The organism is Streptomyces sp. WZ.A104 (genome assembly GCF_002382885.1).
In the GTDB taxonomy this organism is placed as follows: Bacteria; Actinomycetota; Actinomycetes; order Streptomycetales; family Streptomycetaceae; genus Streptomyces.
Genome location: NZ_NWVL01000045.1, coordinates 37,080 through 60,453 on the forward strand (window position 1 = coordinate 37,080; position 23,374 = coordinate 60,453).

Genomic DNA, 23,374 nt, shown 5'->3' on the forward strand with positions numbered 1-23,374 from the left:
CGAGCCATGACGACCGAACTCCCCGTCCCACCGCAGGAATCCGCCCGCCCCCTACTGCGCCCCGGCTCCCGCATATTCGTCGCGGGACACCGCGGCCTGGTCGGCTCGGCGGTGGCCCGCCGCCTGGCCGAGGACGGCCACGAGGTGCTCACCCGTGGCCGGGGCCACCTCGATCTGCGCGATGCCGCGCGGACCGAGACGTATCTGAAGGAGGTCCGCCCGGACGCCGTGGTGCTGGCCGCCGCCAAGGTCGGCGGGATCATGGCCAACAGCACCTATCCGGTGCAGTTCCTGGAGGACAACCTGCGCATCCAGCTCAGCGTGATCGCCGGTGCGCACGCGGCCGGGACGAAGCGGCTGCTCTTCCTCGGCTCGTCGTGCATCTATCCCCGGCTCGCCCCCCAGCCGATCCGTGAGGAGTCGCTGCTCACCGGCGAACTGGAGCCCACCAACGAGGCGTACGCCCTCGCCAAGATCGCCGGGATCGTCCAGGTCCAGTCCTATCGGCGGCAGTACGGCGCCTCCTACATCAGCGCCATGCCCACCAACCTCTACGGACCCGGCGACAACTTCGACCTGGAGACCTCGCACGTCCTGCCCGCGCTGATCCGCCGCTTCCACGAGGCGCAGCGGGACGGGGCGAGCGAGGTGACCCTGTGGGGTTCCGGCTCCCCGCGCCGCGAGTTCCTCCATGTCGACGACCTCGCCGCCGCCTGCGTACGCCTCCTGGAGGCCTACGACGGCGACGAACCCGTCAACATCGGCTGCGGCGAGGACCTCACCATCCGTGAACTCGCCGAGACCGTGGCCGAGGTGACGGACTACCGGGGGAAGATCGGCTGGGACATCTCGAAGCCGGACGGGACGCCCCGCAAGCTGCTCGACGTGACCCGTCTGACCTCTCTCGGCTTCACGCCGCGGATTCCGCTGCGTGACGGCATCGCCCGTACCTACGCGTGGTGGCTCGGGCAGCTCCCGCCCACCGTATGACCGTTCACCGCCGCTCGCGCGGCGGTGAGCCGGGGCTCCTCGCATCCGCACACCGTCCTCAGTAGGCCCCGCGGCCGTCGGTGACGGCGCGCACCGTACGGGCGAGGAGCCCCATGTCCGTGGCCACCGACCAGTTGTCCACGTACCAGAGGTCCAGCGAGACGGTCTCCTGCCAGGACAGGTCCGAGCGCCCGCTCACCTGCCACAGCCCGGTGAGCCCCGGTTTCACGGCCAGCCGGCGGCACTCCCGCTCGTCGTAGCGCGAGGCCTCCTCGGGCAGCGGCGGGCGCGGGCCCACCAGTGACATATGACCCATCAACACATTGGCCAGCTGCGGGAGTTCATCGACCGACGTCCGGCGCAGCGCCCGGCCGATCCGGGTCACCCGAGGGTCGCTGCGCATCTTGAAGAGCGGGCCGTCGACCTCGTTGGCCGCGGCGAGCCGGGCCTTGCGTTGCTCCGCGTCCGCCACCATCGTCCGGAACTTCCACATGGTGAAAGGCCGGTTGTGCTGCCCCTGCCGGACCTGCCGGTGGAAGACCGGACCCCGCGAGGACAGCCGTACGCTCAGAGCCACGGCCAGTAACAGCGGAGCCAGGAACACGAGCCCGAACAGTGCCCCCGTGCGGTCCAGCACGGCCTTGGCCACCACCTGCGGACCACCGCGCAACGGCGGTGCCACGTGCAGCAGGGTGAGACCGGCCAGGGTGTCGGGACGCACCCGCTCCGGCGCGACCCCGGAGAGCTCGGAGAGCACGCACAGGGCGACGCCCCCGTCGTGGAGTCCCCAGCCGAGCCGCCGCAGCCGGTCACCGGCCAGCTGGGGCCCGGGAGCCACCAGCACCAGGTCAGCGGCGTGCGCGTAGGCCCCGCCGAGCACCGTCATCACGTCGTCGTCGGCCGGGCGGGACGCGAGATGCCCCGGTACGTGCACACCGTCGTGCCTCGGCGCGTCCGCGCCCACCGGAATCGCCGCGACCAGTTGATAGTCGTGGTCCGTACGGGAGTTGAGCAGCTCTGCCGCCCGGTCCAGGCCCGACGCCTCGCCGACCAGCAGCACCCTGCGGACCCTTCGGCCGCGCCGTGCGGTGCGCGGCCAGTGCCGCAGTCCCGCCGCCGCGGTGGCGACCAGCAGCCCCGGCGCGACGGCCACGACGGCCGTCGCCGGGTCCACCGGGCTGCCCGCCGCCGTGTGCAGCACGGCCAGCACCCCGATGAGCAGCAGCCAGTCGCCGATCGTGCCCAGCGCACCTCCCGGCGTGGTCCGCGGCGGTTCGGCGTACCGTCCGCGCGCGCCGCGCAGTCCCGCCCACACCAGCCCGGCCACGGCGGCGGCCGCCAGTGGACGGGGCTGGTCGCCCGCCCGCAGCAGCAGCCAGGCCGGCCCGGCCAGCCCCAGCAGATCCGTCAGCGCGGCGAGCGTCGGGCCGTGCCCCGGCCACCGCCGGGCCGGAGCCCGGTCGGCCGGGTCGCGCTGTGCTGTCGGGGCCCTCCACAGCTGTTCCAGGGCCGCCGTGCGGTTCCGGGAGGCGGCGGTGCGGGGGCGCGGCGCGCCCCGGAGCCCCACCGGCCCGGATATGTCGGTCTCCGGTATTTCGACATGCCCCATGAACCCCCCAGTCACAGTCGGGCACCCCCACAAACGGGACGCATCCGTCGATCCCATGGACTGACGGATGCGGCCTCGCCCGGTGCACGATATCCACACACGTGCCATTTCGCTGGAGTTCTCGTGAAGTTCAGACGGCTCGGTTTCCAGGCCTCCGATTCACCGTAACCATCCGATGTCGCTTGACGCACACGGATGTTGAGGGGGCGCCAGACGGCAAGCGCTTGTGCCGTACGCCCGGGAACGCGCGAACCCCCTGGCGGGAGGCGTGCCCGGGCAGGGGGTTCGGTGTCGCCGCCGCGTACCGGGCGGGGAGGAGGAACAGCTGTGAGATCAGAACGCGCCGGTCGTGCGCCTCCTTGTGCGCCGGTGGACCAACAGACCTGCCCCAACGAGGCCGACTGCTGCGAGAGTTGCCGACGTCACAGTGAGCCCGGTGGCGGCCAGGCTGCCGCCGCCGGATGCGGCCGCCGTGCCGGTGTTGCCGCCGAGGCCTCCGCCGACCGGGCCACCGGACCCGGACCCGGACCCGGACCCGGTTCCGGACCCGCCCACATCTCCGCCGCCGGACGGCGTACCACTGCCTCCGCCGATCGTGCTGCCACCCGACGCACCGTCACCACCCGTACTGGCGCCGCCGTTCGAGGCGTCGCCGGTGGTACCTCTGTCGCCCCCGGACGCGCCTTCGGCGTCACCGCCGCCGGTGGCCGGCGTGACGGTGAGCGTCACGGGAGCGGTACGTGTGGTGCCCACGTCGTTGCGGAACTCGGCGCGGTAGCGGTAGCCGTCCTGGGCGGTCCTGGCGGTGAACGCGAGAACCGGCTCGGCAGCGCCCTCGACGTCCTGCCAGGTCTGCGAGCCGTCGGTGCTGACCTGCCAGCGGACCGCGGGCTCCGGCGTGCCCTCCGCGCGCGCGGTGAGGGACACCTCGCCCCCGTCCCGCGCCGACCGGTCGGCGGGTGCCTGGGTCACCAGGGGGGAGACCTGCCGGACCAGTTTGGTGATCTTCCCCTCGGCGGGACTGGTCACGAAGACCGTCGCGCCGCCGGGGGTGACGGCGAGCGAGGCCGCGCCGAGCTGGGAGTGGTTGCCGGGCAGTGACACGTCCTCGGCGGCGGCGGTGTGGTCCGCGCTGTCGTACACGGTCAGCGTGCCGTTGTTGTCGTTGGCCGGGTCGGAGAGGTCCCCGCCGTCCTGCCAGACGACGAAGGCCCGCCCGCTCTCCGCGTCGAAGGCCGCGTCCCGGGCGAGGTCCTTGCCGACGATCGTCTTCACCAGCGTGCCCGAGGCGTCGAAGACCAGCACGGACCGGCCGACCCCGACCCACACCGCACCGCTCGCGGGGTCCGTCTCGGTGAATCCGGCGAAGCCGTTCGCGCCGGGCAGATCGAAGGAGCCGGTCACCGCGAACGACGCGAGGTCGACCCGGTGCAGCTTCCCGGCCGCGAAGTCGCTGTACCACAGCACACCCCGGTCGGTGTCGGCGGCGAACCGGGTGCCGCCCGGCAGGGTGAGGCTCCGGGCGGCCGTGCCGGTCGCCGTCTCGATCTCGGAGAGCTTCGCCCTCTGGGCGACCAGCACCGTACCCGGAGCGGTACCGGGGGCGATGTCCGTGATCGTGGACCCGGCGAGCCAGACGCCCGAGGCGGCGGAGTCGCCGGCCTTGGCGCTCCCGACGCCCCGCAGCGGGTAGTTGTAGACGACGCCGTCGCCCGGCAGGGGTCCGGAGATCCGGGCCGCCGCCGAGGCGCGCAGCCCCCCGGTCGGGCCGGGGGCCTGGCCGATCCAGCTCTCAGCCCTCCCGTCCTCGGGGTTCAGCACGTACAGCCCGCGCTCGTCGGCGTCCGCTGTGTCGGGCAGGTTGTCCGCACCGACGTACAGCTTCTTGGAGTCGGGGTGCAGCAGCAGGTCCAGCGGCTTGCCCGCCGAGGTGAAGTCGGCGGCGGCCCGGTACGAGACGGTGCCCGGCGGCACGTCCACACCCTCGCCCCCTTCGCCGGGCTCCTGGCCCGCGAAGGTCACGGGTATGCGTACGTCCTGCGTGCGATCGCCGCCGGCGCGGTGGTCGGCGCGGGTGACCACGGAGCAGGGCACCTCGGCGCAGTCGAGGCCGTCACCCGTCGCCGTGATCTCGATCTCCACGTCGAAGGTGCCGCCGGGTCCGAAGGCCCGGGCGAGCTCGCCCTCGTAGGGATCGCCCGGGGGCACGATCCACTGCGAGGTCCTGGAGCCGCCGCTCATGTCCGCGCCGCCGAGGCAGGGGGAGGGGGCCCGGTCGTCGCCGTTGTCCTTGCACAGGGCGACGTAGATGCCGGCGGTGAGGCCGTACCCCTCGCCGGTGACCCGGACCTTCTGCCCGGCCGGGCCGAGACCGGTGGTGGCCGAGACGGTCAACTTCTGCCCCTGCGGGCCGGTGGCGCTCCCGGGGGTGCCGGCGTCGGAGCCTGCCGCCGCACCCGCGGGGGTCGCCGCCAGCAGCAGGGCGGCGACGGCGGCCGTGCCGGCCTGACGCCGCACCGGTCTGCGGCGGACGTTCGGCGGGGTGCCCGGAGCGGTGCCCGGAGTGGATGTCATGTGATTCCTCGTCACAACGCGGGGAGCCCGGCCCCGGAGCGAACCTCCGGGGCCGGGCGTATGGCCGGGGGTGTTACACGAAGTCGATCGGGGTGTGGACGTCGTACTTGCGGTCGTTGGTGTCGGTGTGGTCGGCGCGGGTCACGATGGCGCACTCGACGGTGTCGCCGCAGACGTTGCCGCCGCCGAGATCGGCCTTGACGTGTATCTGGACGCTGAAGGTGCCGCCCGTGCCGAAGGTCGAGCTGTTGGGCAGGATGCCGCCGCCCAGGTTGGACACCCAGTGCGAGGCGCCGGTGGTGCCGGACTCGTCCTGGCCGCCGAGGCACGGCGAGGGCTTGCCGGCGCCCTGTGTCCCGTCCACCACGCACAGGCTGACGTAGACGCCCTGGCCGGTGTTGTAACCGCTGCCGGAGACGGTGACGTTGGCACCCGAGGCGGCCGCGGTGTCCGGGGCCGTGAGTGACAGGTCGTAGGTCGTGCCCCCGTCGGTGATCGTGCGGGTACCGGTCGCGGCGGCGGCCGGGGAGGCGAGGGTCAGCGCCAGCGCGGCTGCGGCGAAGGCGGCGAGGCCCGCGCGGGCGACGGTACGGGTGGAGGGGACAGCACTCATTCGATGAGCACCTTTCTCAACATTGTTGACCAGAACCACGGACACCCAGTCGACTTAGGTAAGGCATACCTAAGTCGATGTCTGTTGGGATGTCAACAACGTCGGGGCGTCTCCGGCGTTGGGAGGTCAACAGAGCTGGAAATTCCCGGGAGTTGGGGGGTCGGCAGAGTGGGGAGTCGCGGGAGCCGGGGAGGCCGACAGGGTTGGAAGGTCACCGGAGTTGAGAGGTCACCGCAGGGGAAAAGGCCTGCTCGGTCCAGATGGTCTTTCCGGTCCGGGTGTACCGCGTGCCCCATCGCTGGACGAGCTGCGCGACGATGAACAGGCCGCGTCCGCCCTCGTCGTCCTCCGCGCTGTGCCGCAGGTGCGGCGAGGTGTGACCGGTGTCCGCGACCTCGCACAGCAGGGTGCTGTCACGGATGAGGCGCAGCCGCAGCGGCCCGCCCGCGTACCGGACCGCGTTGGTGACCAGTTCGCTGACGACCAGTTCGGTCGAGAACGACAGCTCCGCCAGGCCCCAGGCCTCCAGCTGCCCGGTGGCCAGTTCGCGGGCCCGGCCCACCGACACCGGCTCCGCCGACAGCTCCCACTCGGCCACCCGCCCCTCGGCGAGTTCGCGGGTACGGACCAGGAGCAGGGCCGTGTCGTCGGCGCTCGTGCCGCCGGGCACCAGCTCGGCGACCGCCCGGTCGCACAGCTCGTCCAGCGAGGCCGAGGGGTCGGCCAGTACCCGGCCCAGCGCGTCGAGGCCCCGGCTGATGTCGTGGTCGCGGGCCTCGACCAGCCCGTCGGTGAACAGCGCCAGGAGGCTGCCCACCGGCAGGTCGATCTCCATGGACTCGAACGGCAGGCCGCCCAGGCCCAGCGGCGGCCCGGCGGGCAGGTCCGGGAACGACACCCGGCCCCCGGGTTCCACGATCGCCGGAGGCAGGTGCCCGGCCCGGGCCATGACACAGTGTCGGGAGACCGGGTCGTAGACCGCGTACAGGCAGGTCGCCCCGGTCGTCACGTCGTCGTACGCGTGGGAAGCCGTCCCGCCGACGGCGCCGGTGGCGTCCGTGGTCGTCCCGTACGCGTCGTACTGCTCCTCGGCGGGCTGCCCCACGAGGTCGTCCAGCCGGGTGAGCAGCTCGTCGGGGGCCATGTCCAGCTGGGCGAAGGCCCGTACGGAGGTGCGCAGTCGGCCCATGGTGGCGGCGGCCTGGAGGCCGTGCCCGACCACGTCCCCGACCACCAGACCGACCCGGGTCCCGGACAGCGGGATCACGTCGAACCAGTCCCCGCCGACCCCGGTCACATCGTCGGCGGGCAGATAGCGGTAGGCGGTCTCCACGGCGGACCGCGGCGGCAGATGGTGGGGGAGCAGCTGCCGCTGGAGGGCGAGCGAGGCGGTGCGCTCGCGGGTGTAGCGGCGGGCGTTGTCGATGCAGACGGCCGTCCGGGCCGCCAGCTCGTCGGCCAGCGCGACCTCGCCGCCGTCGAAGGTGGTCACCGGGGCGGGCGCGTGGCCCGGGGCGTCGGTGTGCACGGTCCGGTCGAAGGTGACGAGCCCCAGGATGCCGCCGCCGGCCCGGAGCGGGACGACCAGGGTGCTCTCGTCGAGGACGAGCCCGCCGGAGGACAGGCTGCGGTTCTGGGGCGATCCGGGCGGATAGGTGACGGGCGGATACCGGTGCCGGGGGTCGGCGGGGTCCGTGACGTCCGCGCTCCCGGCCGCCGTGGCCGAACGGCCCGGGTCCGGGGCCGCCTGACCCGTGGCCGACCGTTCGGCGACCCGCAGCAGGGTCATGTCCGCCGTGCTCCCGGCGGCCGCCGTCTCCCCGGTCACCGCGGCGCTCGTCACGTCGACCCGTACCGCCCGGGCGAAGTCCGGCACCGCGACCTCCGCGACCTCCTCGGCGGTGGTCACCACGTCCAGGACGGTGCCGATGCTGCGTCCGGCCTCGACGAGGAGGGTCAGCCGCTCCTGCGCCCGGTAGCGGTCGGAGATGTCGAACGCGTCCTCGCACACACCGAAGACATGCCCGTGGGCGTCCTCCAGCCGGTAGTAGGAGCAGGACCACAGATGGTCCCTGCCCGGGTCGCTGGGCGGCTGCCCCCGGAAGTGCAGATCGAGGATCGGCTCTCCGGTGGCCAGGACGTGGTGCATGACGGCGTCGAGGGTCTGCGGGTAGCCCTGGGTCACGAAGGAGCCCCCGGAGTACAGTTCGTCGGCCCGTTTGCCCCGGTAGGTGTCGAGCGGCTGCCCGATCTCCCGCTCGTACGCGGTGTTGCTCCAGGTCAGCCGTAGATCGGTGTCGTAGATGGCCAGGCCCACGGGCGACTGCGTGGCCAGCCCCTGGAGCAGGGCCAGCCGCGATTCCCAGTGCCGCAGCTCCCCGACCTCCGCGGCCACCAGGACCCGGTCCGGGGTGCCGGGGCCGCCGGGGGCGCCCGGCAGGGGGCAGGTCGCGGTGGCCACCAGCAGCTCACGGCCGTCCCGGGTACGCGCCACATGGAAGTCGTTCCCCGCGAGGGGCGGTGGGCCCGGTACGTCGGGCACCGGGGGCCCCTCCACCGGCCGCGCCGACAGGAAGGCGCTGAGCGGCCGCCCCAGGGCGTCGGACGGCCGGTGCCCGAGCAGCTCGACCGCCGCGGGGCTCCAGCCGATGACGGTGTCTTCGGCGTCCAGAACCACCGTGGCCGCCCTGGTGATGTCCAGGGGGCCACGGAAATCGGCGCTCTCCGCCGTGTTCGCTGCGCTCACCGCACCACACCGGCCTGGTTCATTACCTTCAGAATCCGCCCTGCCCGGGACCGGCACAACCGCGCCCGGCGGGAGGGCGCCCTGTGATTCGAGTACGTGTACGAATCTGTGCCCGGTGTGCCGCTCACCCCTTCCCGGCGGCGTCGGCCTTGATCAGGTCGGCGCACTTCTCGCCGATCATCATCGTGGTGATGCACGGATTGACCGTCGAGAGGACCGGCATGACGGACGCGTCGGCCACCCGCAGCCCCGTGACCCCCTTGACCCGCAGCCGAGGGTCGAGCGGTGACTCCCGGTCGTCCGCCGGGCCCATCCGTACGGTCCCGGCCGGGTGGTAGACGGTGTTGTGGGTCTCACGGATGTAGTCGAGCAGCTCGGCGTCCGTGGCCGCACCCGGGCCCGGGGCCAGCTCGGCGCCCGCCCAGTCCGCCATCGGCGGCTGCCCGACGATCTCCCGCGCCAGCCGCAGCCCGTAGGTCATGACCCGTACGTCGTGCTCGTCGGTGAAGTAGCGGGGATCGACCCGGGGCTTGTCGCGGAAGTCCCGGCTCCGCAGCCGGACCGTGCCCCTGGACCGGGCGCGGGTGACGTTGGGGGTCAGACAGAACGCGTTGTCCGAGGTCGGGTAGCCGCGCCGGTAGGTGTTCATGTCGAAGGGCACCGAGCCGTAGTGGAACATCAGGTCCGGCCGGTCCAGCCCCTTCTCGGTATCCGCGAAGATGCCGATCTCCCACCACTGGGTCGAGGTGGTGGCCATGGGCCGCTTCGCCTCCCACATGATCACGCCCTCCGGGTGGTCCTGGAGGTGTGAGCCGACACCGGGGGAGTCCACCCGCACGTCCACCCCGGTGTCCCGCAGATGCCCGGCCGGGCCGATGCCGGACAGCATCAGCAGCTTCGGGGAGTCGATCGCGCCGCAGGCGACGACCACCTCGCGCCGGGCGTGCACCGCCCCGCTGTGCACGGTGTCGGGCTCCAGGTACTCCACGCCGGCGCACCGGTCGCCCTCGAACAGCAGCCGCTTCGCCTGGAGCCCCGTGCGTACGTCCAGGTTGGGCCGCTTGCCCAGCACCGGATGCAGATACGAGACCGAGGCGGAGGAGCGGGTGCCGTCCTCCCGGGCGTTGATCTGGAACCAGTGCGCACCCCGGATCACCGTGCTGCCCGTGTTGAAGGGGACGGTGGGGATGCCCGCCGCCGCACAGGCCTCCAGCAGGGCCGCCCCGCACGGGTCGCGGGGCGGCACTGTACGGATGGTGACGGGGCCGGAGCGCCCGTGGTGGTCGCCGGGCGCGTCGTTCGTCTCCAGCCGTTGGTAGAGGGGGAAGCAGTCCGCCGCGCTCCACCCCGTACAGCCCAGCGCGCCCCACTCGTCGAGGTCCTCGGCCGGGGCCCAGAAGGCGATGCACGAGTTGTGCGAGGAACAGCCGCCGAGCACCTTGGCACGGGCGTGCCGCATGAAGCTGTTGCCGTTCTCCTGCGGCTCGACCGGGTAGTCCCAGTCGTAACCCGACTCCAGCAGCGCCATCCACCGCTCCAGCCGCAGGACGTTGTCGTCCCCGACGTCGGAGGGCCCCGCCTCCAGGACGCAGACGGTGACGGCGGGGTCCTCGGTGAGCCGGGCCGCGACGACGGCTCCGGCCGTACCGCCGCCGACCACGACGTAGTCGTACGTGGGCACAGAGTTCTCTTCGGGCATCGCGTCTCCAGGGTTCAGAGGGTCGGCGGGGGAGCGGCGGGCGGCTCCGCCTCGAAGCGGTGCTCGGCGAGCACCGGTGCGGTGCCGCTGGGCGGACCAGCGGTGGGCGAAGCCGCCGAACGCGACGACCTCGTTGAACAGGAACACCGGACCGCGGCTATCCGTACCGCGGACCCGCCGCGCTTCGGACCTCGGCGCGCGGCCAGGCCCGGTTGAGGGACATCGCCGTGCCCCACAGCACCGCGAGCCGGTCCACCGGCGGCCCCCACCGCCCCGGCGGGAACGCGGGCGGACCTCCGTCCCGCGCCATGGCGGACACCGGCCGGATTCCGGCGGCCCGCACAGCCAGGACGCAGCCCGGTGACCTCGGTGCCGTTCACTCGAACCATCGCTGGGGAACCGCCGCGACATTGCGCCAGATGTGCTTGGCCTCCTGGTACTCGGCGAGTCCGGCGGGCCCCAGTTCCCGGCCGAAACCGGACTGCTTCATGCCGCCCCACTCCGCCTGCGGTACGTAGGGGTGGAAGTCGTTGATCCACACGGTGCCCGCCCGCAGCCGGGACGCCACCCGGTGGGCGCGCTCGCCGTCCCGCGTCCAAACAGCCCCCGCCAGCCCGTACACGGTGTCGTTGGCCAGCCGCAGAGCCTCGTCCTCGTCCCGGAACCGCTCCACGGTGAGCACCGGCCCGAACGACTCGTCCCGCACCACGGACATCCCGGCCGTGCACTCGTCCAGCACGGTCGGCGGGTAGTAGAAGCCGTTCGCCAACGCCGGATCGTCGGGCCGCGCACCCCCGCAGCGCAGAACCGCGCCCTCGGCCACACCTTCCGCCACATACGCCTCGACCTTGTCGCGGTGCTCGGCGGAGATCAGCGGACCGCTGCGGGCGTCCTCGTCGAAGGGCCCGCCGAGCCTGATCCGCCGGGCCCGCGCCACCAGCTCGTCCACGAACCGGTCGTGCAGCTCGTCCTGCACCAGGAGCCGGGCCCCGGCGGAACAGACCTGGCCGGAGTGCAGGAACACCGCCATCAGCGCGTAGTCGACGGCGGTGTCGAAGTCGGCGTCGGCGAAGACGATGTTGGGGTTCTTGCCGCCCAGCTCCAGGGCCACCTTCTTCACGGTGGGCGCGGCGGCAGCCATGATGCTCCGCCCGGTCGCGAGCCCCCCGGTGAACGACACCATGTCCACCCGGGGGTCCTCGGTGAGCGGCGCGCCCACCACGCCCCCCGCCCCGAGCAGCAGATTCGCGACCCCGTCCGGCAGCCCGGCCTCGGCCAGCAGCCCCATGAGCAGAACGGCGGTGTGCGGAGTCAGCTCGCTCGGTTTCAGCACGAACGTGTTACCGGCCCCGAGCGCCGGAGCGACCTTCCAAGCGGTCTGGAGCAGCGGATAGTTCCACGGGGTGATGAGCGCGCACACCCCGACGGGTTCGTGCACGATCCGGCTGTCGACGTCCGCGACCCCGGTCTCCACGACCCGGCCCCCGTCCCCGGCCGCGACGAGGTTGCCGAAGTACCGGAAGCAGTTCGCGATGTCGTCCATGTCGTACACGCTTTCGGCCAGCCGCTTCCCGGTGTCCAGCGACTCGGCCCGCGCGAAGACGTCCTTGTCCCGCTCCAGCAGCTCCGCGACCCGCAGCAGCAGCCGCCCCCGCTCGCCGGCCGGCGTCCCCGGCCAGGGCCCGTCGTCGAACGCCCGCCGGGCCGCGCGAACGGCCGCGTCGGCGTCCCGCGCCCCGCCCTCGTCCACGACGGCCACCAGACTCCCGTCGGCGGGACAGCGGATCTCCCGCGTCCGCCCGTCGAGGGCAGCGGTCCACTGCCCTTCGATGAACAGCTCCGGCATGGGCTCCTCCAAGTGCGGCTGGACCGGTCGCCCGGCCGTACGCCGTCCCTGCGGCATCCCGGTGGCGATCCATGACCGACGGTAAGCGCGGCGGCCCGGGCGCGCAGCACGAGCGCGGCCGAACCGAGGAACCCGCCCCGGCACCCAGCCCCCCGGGCGGGACTCAAGTGCTCCTTCGCGTACGTCACGATCGAGCCGACCGTGACGTACGAGGCGGGGACACCGGTCGGACCACGGAGGTGGCGTCGGCGGTCCGGGGCGTGGTGGCCCCCACCCCTCCGGACCCGGCCTCGCCGCTCAGCAGGCCCTGCGCCAGGTCCCCAGTTCCCACTTCTTCCGCATGGAGGAGAGGTTCAGCCTGCGGGACTCGGGGCAGAAGCGGTCGGTCGGCTCGGTGTACTCGACATGGAAGACGGCCTTGCCCGCCTCGATGAACGGTGTGAGCTTCGCGCACTCGCCGTACTGCGCGCACTGTTCGTTGACCGCGAAGTCGAAGGCGTCCACCAGCTGCGGGATCTGGGAGAGATCATTCTTCAGGCCCACAGCCAGGCCGCGTTCGTGGGCGATGCGAGCGATCATGCGGTTGTAGCGCAGCTGGTCCTGCGCGGTGAGCGGGAAGCCCGTGTCCTCGGCGTACCCCTCCACGAGGTCGGGCTCCACCGCGTCGAATCCCTTCTTCCGGCACATGTCGAACCGCCGTTCCATGATCGGCCGAAGCAGGGAGATCCGCCGGATGTCGAGCCAGCGCTCACCCTGCCAGCCGTTCGGCCCGCCCAGCACCGAGCGGGGGAACGCGTCCTTGTCGGGCCGGTAGTCCTCCCAGGCGCCCACGTTGATGTAGCAGATCACCTTGCGGCCCGCGCGGTGGAGCCGGGCGACGTCCTCGGCGTCGTTCTCGAAGCCGTCGATGTCATAGACCGGCACGTCGGCCGCCGCGGCGTCGACCTTCCCGTCAAGCTGCCACTGCCAGGCCAGCCCCGGACGAGGCTGCCACCGGCTCTTGCCCGGTCCGTCCGACGCCGTGTCCCGGCTGCCGCCCGTATCGGAACAACCGGACAGCAAGGTGGTCACCACGACCGCCAGCACAGCCAGCAGGGTTGCCCACGGCCGGGCTCCGGGTTTCACCGCCCCGCTCCGGACAGCACCGGTGTCAGCCGGGCCCACGGGTTGGGCGGCTGCCCGGTCACAGGGCCCGACACCGCGGCGCCACGCTCGTGGGCGGTGCGTACGGCCAGCGAGGCCAGCGCCTCGGGCACGCCGTACACCAGATGACAGAAGCGGTCGGGCGGACAGCGCGTCGTCCAGTCGGGTCTGCTGAACGCCGACACATAGGTGGACCAAGGGCCCTCGAACGTGACGAGGAGATCGGCGATCCTGGCGTAGCCGGGAGCCGGGTGCACGCCCGGGTTGAGGACCACGGGCGATGCGCCCTGCCGGCGCAGCGCGCGTACCAGCTTCCGGTAGGCGGACAGCGCGTCCCCGGCTGCGCTCACCCGGTCCAGAAAGCAGCCGTCGGTGGCGTACCACTCCCGGTGCCGGGCGGCATCGGCGGTGACATCGACGGCAGGCCGGGTGCCGTAGTCGGTGTCCACATAGCCGAGCACGCGGGCGCCCGCTCTGCGCAGCGCGCCCGCCGCGGAGACGAAGGCGGGATCGGCGGCGCCGCCCGGTCCGTCCGCGGGATTGAGCACGACCGCGTAGGTGCGGTCGGCCGCCTCAATGAGCTGGTGCCAGGCGGCAGGGTCCACAGCCGGGTGGACGTACAGCGGGATCAGAAGGCTCACGATGGCAGTTCGCCTTCCTCGCGCGGGGCCGGGGGGTGGGCGCCGGCGGACCACAGTGCAGTCAGAGACTCCCGGAGCACATACGAGGGACGCCAGCTAAGGGCTGTCCCGGCGGCAGAGATGTCGGAACACTGCCAGGACACCTGATCCGAGCGGGCGGAGCCGGCGCCCTGTTCCTCGATGCGTCCGCCGAAGCCCGCGATCTCCGCGAGGGTATGCACCAGGTCGCGCACCGGTACGGCGTCGCCGCCGCCGATGTTGAGCACGCGCGGCAACGGCCCGGGCGCGGTCACCGCCTGCTCCACCGCCCGCGCCACGTCTCGTGCGTCGACGAAGTCGCGGTACGCCGACAGGTCCCCGAGGCGGAGCACCGCGTCCGTGTCCGAACCCGCTTCGCGCAGGAGCCGGGTGACCCGGCCCGGCAGTCCGCCGGGTGGCGCCCCGGGCCCCACCGGGTTACCGACCCGGAGGACGAGTGCGTCCAGAGCGGAGGTCGAGACGGTGGCCGTGCCGGCCAGTTTCGTGGCCCCGTAGGCGCTGAGCGGGCGGGTGGCCGCAGACTCCGCCGTCGGAACCCTGTCAGTGCTCGGGCCGTACTCGGCGGCCGAACCGAGATGGACCAGCCGGGCCGAGGGGCAGGCCAGAACCATGGCCTCGCACAGGACGGCGGGCCCCCGGGCATTGGCCTCCGCCAGCGTCACCGGGTCCCCGCCGGTCGCCCCGGCGCAGTTGACCACGGCGTCCGGCGCCGCCGACGCCAGGGTCTTCGCGAGCCGGTCGGGGGAGTCGGTGGCGAGGTCGACGGGAACGTCGGCGGCGGGGGACCGCCCGCCGGCGAGGACCCGCGCGCCCTTGAGAGCACCGAGCCGCTCGGCGACGTGGGCCCCCAGGTAACCGGTGGAGCCAAGGACGAGAACGCGCATACCGCTCAGGCCCCCTTGAGTAGCAGGGACTTGCGGCTGGTGAACTCCGCGTTGGCCCGGTCGTAGTCGTCGGGACGGCCGATGTCCAGCCAGTAGCCGTCGAAGTCATAGGCGAGCGGCGGGTTGCCGGAACCCAGCAGGTCCAGCACCAACTCGTCGAAGCCCAGCGGCAGCCCGGCGGTGTACCCGTCGAGCGTGGCCCGGGTCAACCCGTACACCCCCATGGAAACGCGGTAGTCCAGGCTCGGCTTCTCCGTGAAGCCGACGACCTTGCTCGCGTCGGTGGTCAGCACACCGAAGTCGATGCGCACCTGGCGCGCATACGTGGCGATGGTCAGAGGCGCTCCGGAGCTCTGGTGGCTGTGGAGGACGTCGGCGTAGTCGAGGTCGGTGAGGATGTCCCCGTTCATCACCAGGAAGTGCTCCGGAAGCCGTTCACGCATCGTCAGGAGCGGCCCCATGGTCCCCAGCGGGGATTCCTCGGTGGAGTAGTCGACTCGCAGGCCCCACTGGGAGCCGTCGCCGACGTAGGCCCGGATGATCTCGCCGAGATGGCCGATGGCGATGGTGCAGCCGGTGAAGCCGGCCGAGGCGAGCTGGCGCAGGACGATTTCGAGGATGGCGTGCTGGTCTCCGATGGGCACCAGCGGCTTGGGCAGGGTCGTGGTGTAGGGCCGCAGCCGGACACCCTTGCCACCGGCCATGATCACTGCGTACATGGTCTTCCCCTTGCTCGAAGTGCCGGGTGCGGTCAGATGTTGTAGATGCCGGTCTTGTAGCGGGCGAGGTTGCCCGGCTCGCGGAAGAACTCCACCGTCTGCGCGAGGCCCTCCTCCAGGCTGTGCGCCGGGCTCCAGCCGGTCGCCGCGCGCAGTCGCCCGGCATCCGCGACCAGTCGCATGACCTCGGAGTTCGCGGGCCGCAGCCGCTGCGTGTCCTCGCGGACGTCGAGCGCGGTGTCCATCACCTTGCCGATGAGGGCGACCAGGTCGCCGACGGAGATCTCGCCGCCCGTGCCGGCGTTGAAAGTACGGCCCACGACCCGCTCGGCGGGCGCGGAGCCGACCGCCAGGAACGCCTGCGCGGTGTCCCTGACGAAGGTGAAGTCCCGAGTGGGACGCAGGTCGCCGAGGGTGATGGTCCGCTCCCCGGCCGCGACCTGGCCGATGACGGTGGGGATCACGGCCCGCATGGACTGCCGCGGCCCGAAGGTGTTGAACGGCCGCAGCGTCACCACGGGGGTGTCGAAGCTGGCGTGATAGCTGTCGGCCAGCCGGTCCCCGCCCGCCTTCGAAGCCGCATAGGGGGACTGGGTGTTGATGGGGTGGTCCTCGGTGATCGGCACGGTCTGCGCGGTGCCGTAGGTCTCGCTGGTAGAGGTGTGCACCAGCCGCGGTGTGCCCGCGGCCCGTACCGCCTCCAGGACGTTCAGTGTGCCGGTGACGTTGGTGTCCACGTAGCTGTGGGGTGCCCGGTAGGAGTAGGGGATGGCGATGAGCGCGGCCAAGTGGTAGACGCTGTCGGCCCCTTCGACGAGATGGCGGACCGAACCCGGGTCCCGGACGTCGCCGAGGACGATCTCGACCTGGTCCAGGACGGCGGGGGGGAGGGTTTCGAGCCAGCCGTACGAGGAGAAGGAGTTGTACTGCGCCATGGCCCTCACCCGGTGCCCGGCGGCGACGAGCGCCTCGGTGAGGTGGGAACCGATGAAGCCCTCGGCTCCGGTGACGGCGGCGAGCGATGGGGCGTTCAAGGTGGTTTCCTTCCGGTGGTCGGTGGTCGGTGGTCGTAGTTGGTGGTCGGTCGGTCGGTCGGTCGGCGGTGGTCGGTCGGTGGAGTCCCGTCAGCCGTGTGCGGTGGGTCGGCCCAGCCGCCGTAGGGTCACGGCTGTGAGACAGAGCACGGCAGCACCGCAGCTCAGCGGCAGCGCCGCGGTGCCCGGCGGGGCGCCGGTCAGCATCCCCGCGCCGGAGAACGCCGCTGCGGTCAGACCCACGGCGGCCGGCGGCCAGGCGGTGCCGAACGCCTGAAGCAGCAGGGAGATCCACAGAGTTGCGGCGAGCAGCAGCAGGGTGGCGGGCTCGGCGTCCACGAGCAGCGCCGCCGGTAGGAGAGGGCCGAGGTACACCAGCAGGCAGCCGGTGAGAACGGCTGCGGAGCGGGCCCGGAACCCGCCGAGCGTCCTCGTGGACCGCAGTGCCGCCACCGACAGTCCGCGGTAGCGGTACAGCAGCCACTCGGCCGGCCCCATGCTCAGAGTCAGCACGATCACGGCCCAGGGATGGTCCCGGCCCGCCAGGAACACGAGTGATCCGGCGGCCAGTCCGAACAGGCCGTACGGCAGGGACGGCCACAGCCCCGGACGCGCGGTGCCGGGTGCGGCCGGGACCGAGCGGGTGGCGCGCAGCGCCCAGGCGGCCGCGGCGACCGCACCGAGGAGTGACAGCAGCGGCAGCCCGGCGCGGAGCACGTTCCCGGGTTCCCACCACAGCAGCGACACCCCGCAGGCGGTGACGGGCACGAGGACCGCCAGCAGCAGCCGTTCGCGGCCCAGCACGAGCAGCACACCGGCCGCCGCGAGGTATGCCGACTGGGCCGTGACGGCCAGGGCCGTCACGGCCGACCCCGAGAGAGCGGCACCGGCGGCGACGGCCGTGGCAGCCCCCAGCGGTGCCCCCTTCGCCAGGGTGCGGCCCGCCTCCAGCCGCCCGGCCGTCAGACGCAGGTAGGCCCGGTGGCCCAGTGCCTGGTTCCAGGCCCAGGAGATGAGCCCGGCCACCACCAGTGCCCGCACCGCGCCGTCAGGAGGCAGCAGCCGCCCGGCGAGTGCGTACGCGAGGCCGGGGAGCGCGAACAGCAGCCCTCGCAAGGCGCAGCGCAGATGGTCAGGTCGCCAAGGGTCGGTGGGGCGGGGCGGCTCGGGGAAGGTCCGCGGTACGCGCCGGTACAACGCCGTCGCCAGCGAGAACAGGTCGGCGTGCCCGTACTTCTCCCGGATCACGTCACCGGTGAGGCCCTCGGATTCCAGTAGCGCGGCGACCTCGTAAGGGTGGACCGCGGGCGCGATACGTTCGGCCAGTGCGGCGGCCAGCCCGTCCACCGCGTCGGCTCGCGCCCCGTGGCCGGGCAGGACCGGGGCAGGCGGGCAGGGGCCGGCGAGGCGCAGGGCAAGGGTGCGGTCGTCGGCGAGGCGCAGTGCCAGCGTGTCCTGTTCCGCGCCGCCCGGTTCCAGCGACATGGGTCCACTCATCCGGCCGCGCTCCTCACCGGTGACCTGCCCACCGTCGTCGGCACGTGTTCCTCGACGGCCGAGGGCGCTCTCCGGCCGTCGGCCCCGGACAGCTCCTGGTAGATGGAACGGAAGGTGTCGATGGTCTGCCGGAGGGTGAACTGCTCGATCACCCTGAGCCGGGCCCCCTCGCCCATCCTCCGGCGCCGCTCGGCGTCGGCCAGCAACTCCAGTGCCGCGGCGGCCATCGCGGCCGGATCACGGGGCGGCACGACGAGACCGGTGTCTCCTACTGCCTCCCGGACGCCGCCCACGTCCGTGGAGACGGTCGCCCGCCCGCACGACATGGCTTCGATCAGAGTGAAGGGGAAGCCCTCACTGATACTGGAGAGCATCACGACGTTCCCCGCCGCGTACGCGTCCCTGATGTCCTCGACCCGGCCCTCGAAGGTGACCGCGGCGGCATGGCCCAGCTCCGCGGCCAGTGCCTCGCACCGGTCCCGGTAGGCCTCCCCGCCGCGCGGCGTGCCGCCGAACAGGCGCAGCCGCGCGGTCGGCATCCGCGCCCGTACGAGGGCGAAGGCGCGGATCAGGGTCTCCAGGTCCTTGATCGGGTCGACACGGCCGGCCCAGCTGAGCACGGGGTCGGCAGGTTCCGGGCCGGCGGGCGGAAACGCGGCGGGGTCCACGCCGTTGTAGACGGTCCGGATCGAATCGGGCGCGGCACCTCCGTGCTCCTCCCAGAGCCGGTTGTAGCGGTTGCCCGGGGTGATCAGGGCGGCCCGCCGGTACGTCTCCTCCGCCAGCAGCCGGAAGAAGCCCAGTACGAGCGCCTTCACCGGCCACCGGTAGGGAGCGGTGCGGTATCCGAGGTAGCGCTCGCGCAGATACACGCCGTGCTCGGTGAGCAGGAGCGGCACGCCGTGCCGTTCCAGCGCGGCGAGGCCCGGCAGGACCGCCACGCCTCCGCTGACCGCGTGCGCCACTCCCTCCTCCGGGTACGGCGCGGCCAGCGGCCGCAGGGCGTGCTCCAGCAGTGCGGTCGCGGTCACCGCGTCCTGGAGGGTCGGCCGGGCCTCGCGCACCGCGAGCCCGGACCGGTTCCAGAGGGCCGTCAGGATGCCGATGGCCTGGTCCCCGCGCAGGAACGGACTGAGCCAGCCGTCCTGGGCGGCCCGCGCCAGCGCGTACAGAGCCGGGCCGAAGCCGTCCTCCGCGCGCGGGTCGAGCAGCGCGGTCACGAACCGCTCGTAGGACTCGGCGATCCGCCGGCGGTGGTGCCCGCGCGGCGCCCGCCCCTCGGGGGCGGGGCCCCACATGGGGACGGAGACGATGCGGCCGACGTGGTCCGGAACGTCCCAGACGACCGGCTCGCGACCGGTTCCGGTGACGGCGATCACGTCGAACGCGATGTCCGGCATGCCGGTGACGAGTTGGTCGCACCAGACGCTCACGCCACCATGACTGTGCGGGTAGGTGCCTTCGGTGAGCAGGGTGACGCGCGACGCGCCGGAGTGTCGCGCGCCGTGGGGAAAGTACATCGATCTGCTCCACGGCCGGGAAGTGAGGTTGTCGGGCCAGGGGGCCCGCCCCGGCCGCCGCACCGGCGACCGGGACAGGGGGGCGTACGCCTGTCAGCGTTCCGCGCCGTGGGGGACCCGCTCCACGACGCCGGAAGGCACCTCGGTCCGGGGTGCGGCGCCCGTCGGTGCGCCGGTCACGGCGGGTGCTTCGTACGGCGTGTCCGCCGCGGCCGCCGCACCCGCGGACACGGGCAGGTCCAGGGTGTAGGGCCGGCCTTCGGCCGAGCCCCAGCCGGAGACCTTGCCCGCGTAGGGAGCCCCGAAGCCGGTGCCGCCCTGCCGGGTACCGGCGGGCATGGTGGCCGCGATCGCCACACCCCCGGGCGCATGCACGGTCACACTGTCGCCGATCCGGTAGGCGGTGACCTGGCCTGCGTCGATGGCGGCCCGCCAGGCTGCCCGGCGCCGCATCTCGACGCCGATGTCCTTCATGCGGAGATTCACCACGGGGGTGTCGGCGGTGAACAGGTCGTCGTAGGCGCCGAGCACACCGTCGAGCACCGGATAGGCGATGCGGTCCTCGGCGAGGTTCGACTGGTGGATGAAGTGGGGCTTGGGGTCGTTGGAGAGGACGTGCCCCAGCGCGATCCGGGTCTCCAGCGGGACGATGTGCTCGGTGTAGCCGGTGGCGATGTCCAGCGGAGCGGCCAGGCAGGTGGAGGTGGCAGGGTTGTCCTCGCAGATTCCGCTGCCGCCCTGGGCGCGGCCGGTGTAGATCCAGTTGTACTCGTCGACCTGTTCGGCTTCCCGCCCGGCGTTGTAGAAGACGTTCATCGGGTAGCGGGAGATGGTCGTGGCGGTGCCGACCTGGCGCTGCACGGGGTCCCGGGAGTTGTCCGAGCCCAGCCACTCGATGCCCGTGTCGGTGAGGGCGAGCCCCAGGTTGGGGTTGTCCTCCGGCTGCTGAGGGGTGACCTTCAGACCGGAGTGCTCGCCGGTGACCAACTCATCGCGCCTGAGAGGGAGTCCGGCCGCCGCACCCCACGCTTCGTTGGTCGCGATCTCGTCGGCGATCGCGTTCCGGCCGACCCACCGGGTGGATCCGTCTGCGTTCGTCGCGCACTTCCACGGCACCACGCCTGTGTCCTGCACACAGCCCAGGAAGGCGTGGGTGTAGGTGTGGTTGATCCAGCGGAACCGGTCGCGCTCGGCCAGGAGCTTGTCGGCGAGGGCGTCCTGACCGCCGTTGTCCTCGCGGTGGTCGACGGTGCCGGAGGCGTTGTAGGCGAAGTCGAGTGTGAAGTCCCGGCCGTTCTGCCAGGCGGTGGCGTGATCGACGTCGGCCGGGACCATGCGTATCGGGTTCGGAGTGCCCTCGCCCGGCTGGCAGTCCACGTCTCCGGGCGTGCAGTTGAGCACGGTGTCCCAGCGGTCGTCAGCGGCGAAGACGTCGTCGACGTGGACCGCGAAGTAGTTGCGGTCGGCGCCGAGGTGCACCCCGCCGGTCATCCACTCCACGATGCCCCTGGCCAGCAGTCGGTACTGCTGCTGGTACCGGTTGTAGACGAAGGTGACGACAAGCTGACGCCGCCCGTCGTGCCGGTACTCGCCCACCAGGGAGCCCATCGTCGGTCTGCCCGGGATGGCGGCCTGGACGTAAGGGGTGAAGTCGGCGCCCGCTGCCGGCGTCGAGAGATAGGCGTAGGACTCGCTCACGGTGGGGGAGTTGTCCTCGAAGGGGACAGTGCCCCCCAGGTAGCCGAAGGGCCCGGCCTTGCCGGCCTGCGTCACCTCGGCGCGCACCCCGTCGATGCTGCCGGCGTAGCCCGTGCCGACCGCCGCGTTGAGCCCCACCTGTGGACGCGCGTAGGTGTAGGCGTCGACCTGTGGAATCGAGTACGCCCGCTCGTAGGCCACGATGGCCGCCATCTCGGCGGAGCCCGTCGGGAACGGGTTGTCGTTGGGCAGGACGACGGCCTGGTACTTCGCGCGCGGTCGGCCGTCGACGGTGTCGGCGAGGAATCCCGCGTCGATCACGGGCCGGTCGGCGTCCTCCAATTCGACCTCGGTGTACGGCGTTCCGGCGTTCTCCAGTTCGGCGGCGATGGCGTCGGTGGACGGTCCCCCGTCGCTCACGACGAGCACGCGCAGATCGACGCGCGGTGCCGGATCGCCCGCCTGGGCGGTGGCAGCCGGTAACCCGATCGCTGCCATCAGTGTGCCCACTATGAGCGCGGTGGTGCGAATGGTCCGCTTCATGCGGTGGAAATCCCTCCCCAGGGCGGGGGAGGTCGGGCTCCTGTCAGAGCCTGCCCCACCCCAAGACCACGCCGCTGCCTCTCTGAGGCGCCGGTCGTCGACGCATCCGTCGAGTCACATGGTGAGGTCTGTGTGGAGTTTTTATGTGGCCGCTGGGGAACTTGACGGAAAAGCATATGTGACGATCAATCCGACAAGGCGGTCGTCTTCGGTGGCTTCGGAGCCTCCGGTCCTGGCCGTGGGAGTCACTCGCAGGCCTGTGTGCTGCTGCGGAAGGCGAGCGGTGGGCTGCGGGCCACGGGAGATCGAGGGCGAGAAACGTCAGTGGACGAGACCAGAATTCCGGTCGCTGTGGAGCTGGATCAAGTCACTCCTGGGGTGGCATCCCGACGGCGGCCGGTGTAAAGCAGGGGCCGGCCGCCGCCTTCGTCCATGAGGTCCCGCTCAGCGGGGATGCGCGCCCCTCGGGTGGAGTGGGTGTGCGGTCACGCGCACAGCACGCGAGTCTCGGGCGTGTAGACCGGGCCGCCGCTGACGTTGCTGCTGTCGCTGAACTCCGCGTAGAAGTAGGAGTAGAAGCCGATGTTGCCGTTGCAGCCGGAGTCGGCGGCGACCTGCAAGGTCAGGGTGACGGTACGACTCTGGCCGGGCGGGATGGTGGTGCCGTAGTTGCCGCCGAGGTTCGCCGGCCCGGTGCCGGAACACGGGACGGCCCCGGCGTCCGTCGCCAGGCTGCAGCCGACGAAGCTGTACTTGAGGTCGGGGCGCTGGGTGGTCAGCCAGGTCGGGTCGATGGACTGGTAGATGAACCAGATGTCGTACGTCTGATTGTTCTTGATCGTCATCGACAGGTTCACCGCACCGCCGGGCGTGGTGGTGGCGGCGTCGGTCGTGAACGACAGTTCGGCCGGGGCCGGGTCGGCGGCGCTCGCGGAGGGCGCCAGGCCGAAGAGCGCGAGGGCGAGGGCGATGATCGTGGCGAGACCGAGGCGTCTCGTGTGAGTGGATCTCATGGCCCGGGAGAGTAGGCGCGGTCCACGCGCACCGTCTGCACCCGGAGCCGCACCGTGGGCACGGTGCGGCTGAAAGCGATTGGACGGTGAAGGTCTTGTGCAGCCGTCTTCGCGCGGTGGTGCGGAGGGCCGTTCCCGCACGACAACGCCATGATGTTGTGCGGATACGGAGAGTCGCCACGCGTTGCCCTGCCGGATGACACGGGTCGCGAGGTCAATGGCGAATTCCGAGGGCTCGCGATCCGTGCCGCGGTGTGGACCGGCACCCGCCGCACCCGCCTTCGGGCACCACATCCGGGCCTTCCCGGGCGGGCCTTGACCCTGGCCGCGTTCATCGGTGCGTCGCTCGTCATCCGGGTGTCCGCTGAACTCTCCTTGCGGATTCGTTCCTGGGGATCTGCGCCATCGGCCTGAACGTTCTGATCGGCATCATCGCCTCCCTCCCCGCGAGTGCGGTGCGTACCGGGGCGAGACGGTGTCTTCCCATGCCAGGGTTGAGCTCCACCACCTCGGCTCAGCACCCCCGCGTCACCGCAGACGCGCCCGAGGCTGGGGACCGGCCGTCG

Annotated in this window: 16 protein-coding genes; 1 reads left to right on the forward strand and 15 read right to left on the reverse strand. The window is 72.2% G+C overall.

Annotated features, from left to right (window positions below):
• Nucleotides 1–6 precede the first annotated feature (6 nt).
• On the forward strand, nucleotides 7–990 hold the full coding sequence (locus tag CIB93_RS23160) for a GDP-L-fucose synthase (RefSeq protein ID WP_096629500.1): 984 nt from the start codon (nucleotides 7–9) through the stop codon (nucleotides 988–990).
• Between the two features lie 58 nt (nucleotides 991–1,048).
• Here CIB93_RS23160 and CIB93_RS23165 read toward each other — a convergent pair whose 3' ends face one another.
• The 15 genes from CIB93_RS23165 to CIB93_RS23240 all read right to left on the reverse strand — a co-directional run bounded on the left by CIB93_RS23165 (nucleotide 1,049) and on the right by CIB93_RS23240 (nucleotide 22,808).
• On the reverse strand, nucleotides 1,049–2,599 hold the full coding sequence (locus CIB93_RS23165; protein WP_179500214.1) for an exopolysaccharide biosynthesis polyprenyl glycosylphosphotransferase: 1,551 nt from the start codon (nucleotides 2,597–2,599) through the stop codon (nucleotides 1,049–1,051).
• A 333-nt stretch (nucleotides 2,600–2,932) separates the two neighbouring features.
• On the reverse strand, nucleotides 2,933–5,173 hold the full coding sequence (locus CIB93_RS23170; RefSeq protein WP_096629503.1) for a hypothetical protein: 2,241 nt from the start codon (nucleotides 5,171–5,173) through the stop codon (nucleotides 2,933–2,935).
• A gap of 73 nt (nucleotides 5,174–5,246) precedes the next feature.
• A complete protein-coding gene (locus CIB93_RS23175; RefSeq protein ID WP_096629504.1) occupies nucleotides 5,247–5,786 on the reverse strand; it encodes a hypothetical protein in 540 nt (179 codons plus the stop codon).
• Nucleotides 5,787–5,997: 211 nt separating this feature from the next.
• Entirely contained in the window at nucleotides 5,998–8,532 is a 2,535-nt protein-coding gene (locus tag CIB93_RS23180) for a SpoIIE family protein phosphatase (protein ID WP_096629506.1), read from the reverse strand.
• Between the two features lie 124 nt (nucleotides 8,533–8,656).
• Nucleotides 8,657–10,231, reverse strand: a complete 1,575-nt coding sequence (locus CIB93_RS23185) for a GMC family oxidoreductase (protein ID WP_096629507.1) — start codon at nucleotides 10,229–10,231, stop codon at nucleotides 8,657–8,659.
• 376 nt (nucleotides 10,232–10,607) lie between these two features.
• Nucleotides 10,608–12,077 carry an aldehyde dehydrogenase family protein gene (locus CIB93_RS23195; protein WP_096629509.1) on the reverse strand — a complete coding sequence of 490 codons (1,470 nt, stop codon included), beginning with the start codon at nucleotides 12,075–12,077 and terminating at the stop codon, nucleotides 10,608–10,610.
• 297 nt (nucleotides 12,078–12,374) lie between these two features.
• Nucleotides 12,375–13,202, reverse strand: a complete 828-nt coding sequence (locus tag CIB93_RS23200; protein WP_096629510.1) for an endo alpha-1,4 polygalactosaminidase — start codon at nucleotides 13,200–13,202, stop codon at nucleotides 12,375–12,377.
• Entirely contained in the window at nucleotides 13,199–13,861 is a 663-nt protein-coding gene (locus CIB93_RS23205) for a spherulation-specific family 4 protein (protein ID WP_096629512.1), read from the reverse strand. Before CIB93_RS23205 ends, CIB93_RS23200 begins: the two co-directional genes overlap by 4 nt.
• Nucleotides 13,858–14,784: an NAD(P)-dependent oxidoreductase gene (locus tag CIB93_RS23210; protein WP_096629513.1), complete on the reverse strand. Its 927-nt coding sequence runs from the start codon at nucleotides 14,782–14,784 to the stop codon at nucleotides 13,858–13,860. The genes CIB93_RS23205 and CIB93_RS23210 overlap by 4 nt, the downstream gene beginning before the upstream one ends.
• Nucleotides 14,785–14,789: 5 nt before the next feature.
• The gene (locus CIB93_RS23215) at nucleotides 14,790–15,503 is read right to left on the reverse strand and encodes a nucleotidyltransferase family protein (RefSeq protein WP_096629515.1); all 714 of its coding nucleotides are present in this window, start codon (nucleotides 15,501–15,503) and stop codon (nucleotides 14,790–14,792) included.
• Nucleotides 15,504–15,535: 32 nt separating this feature from the next.
• Complete coding sequence (locus tag CIB93_RS23220) at nucleotides 15,536–16,537, reverse strand: SDR family NAD(P)-dependent oxidoreductase (protein ID WP_096629517.1); 1,002 nt, start codon at nucleotides 16,535–16,537, stop codon at nucleotides 15,536–15,538.
• A 90-nt stretch (nucleotides 16,538–16,627) separates the two neighbouring features.
• The gene (locus CIB93_RS23225; protein WP_096629518.1) at nucleotides 16,628–18,034 is read right to left on the reverse strand and encodes a hypothetical protein; all 1,407 of its coding nucleotides are present in this window, start codon (nucleotides 18,032–18,034) and stop codon (nucleotides 16,628–16,630) included.
• Nucleotides 18,031–19,554: a GT4 family glycosyltransferase PelF gene (pelF, locus tag CIB93_RS23230; protein ID WP_096629520.1), complete on the reverse strand. Its 1,524-nt coding sequence runs from the start codon at nucleotides 19,552–19,554 to the stop codon at nucleotides 18,031–18,033. The genes CIB93_RS23225 and pelF overlap by 4 nt, the downstream gene beginning before the upstream one ends.
• 93 nt (nucleotides 19,555–19,647) lie before the next feature.
• Nucleotides 19,648–21,795, reverse strand: a complete 2,148-nt coding sequence (locus CIB93_RS23235; RefSeq protein WP_096629522.1) for a hypothetical protein — start codon at nucleotides 21,793–21,795, stop codon at nucleotides 19,648–19,650.
• Between the two features lie 485 nt (nucleotides 21,796–22,280).
• Nucleotides 22,281–22,808 carry a hypothetical protein gene (locus CIB93_RS23240; RefSeq protein WP_096629523.1) on the reverse strand — a complete coding sequence of 176 codons (528 nt, stop codon included), beginning with the start codon at nucleotides 22,806–22,808 and terminating at the stop codon, nucleotides 22,281–22,283.
• Nucleotides 22,809–23,374 lie beyond the last annotated feature (566 nt).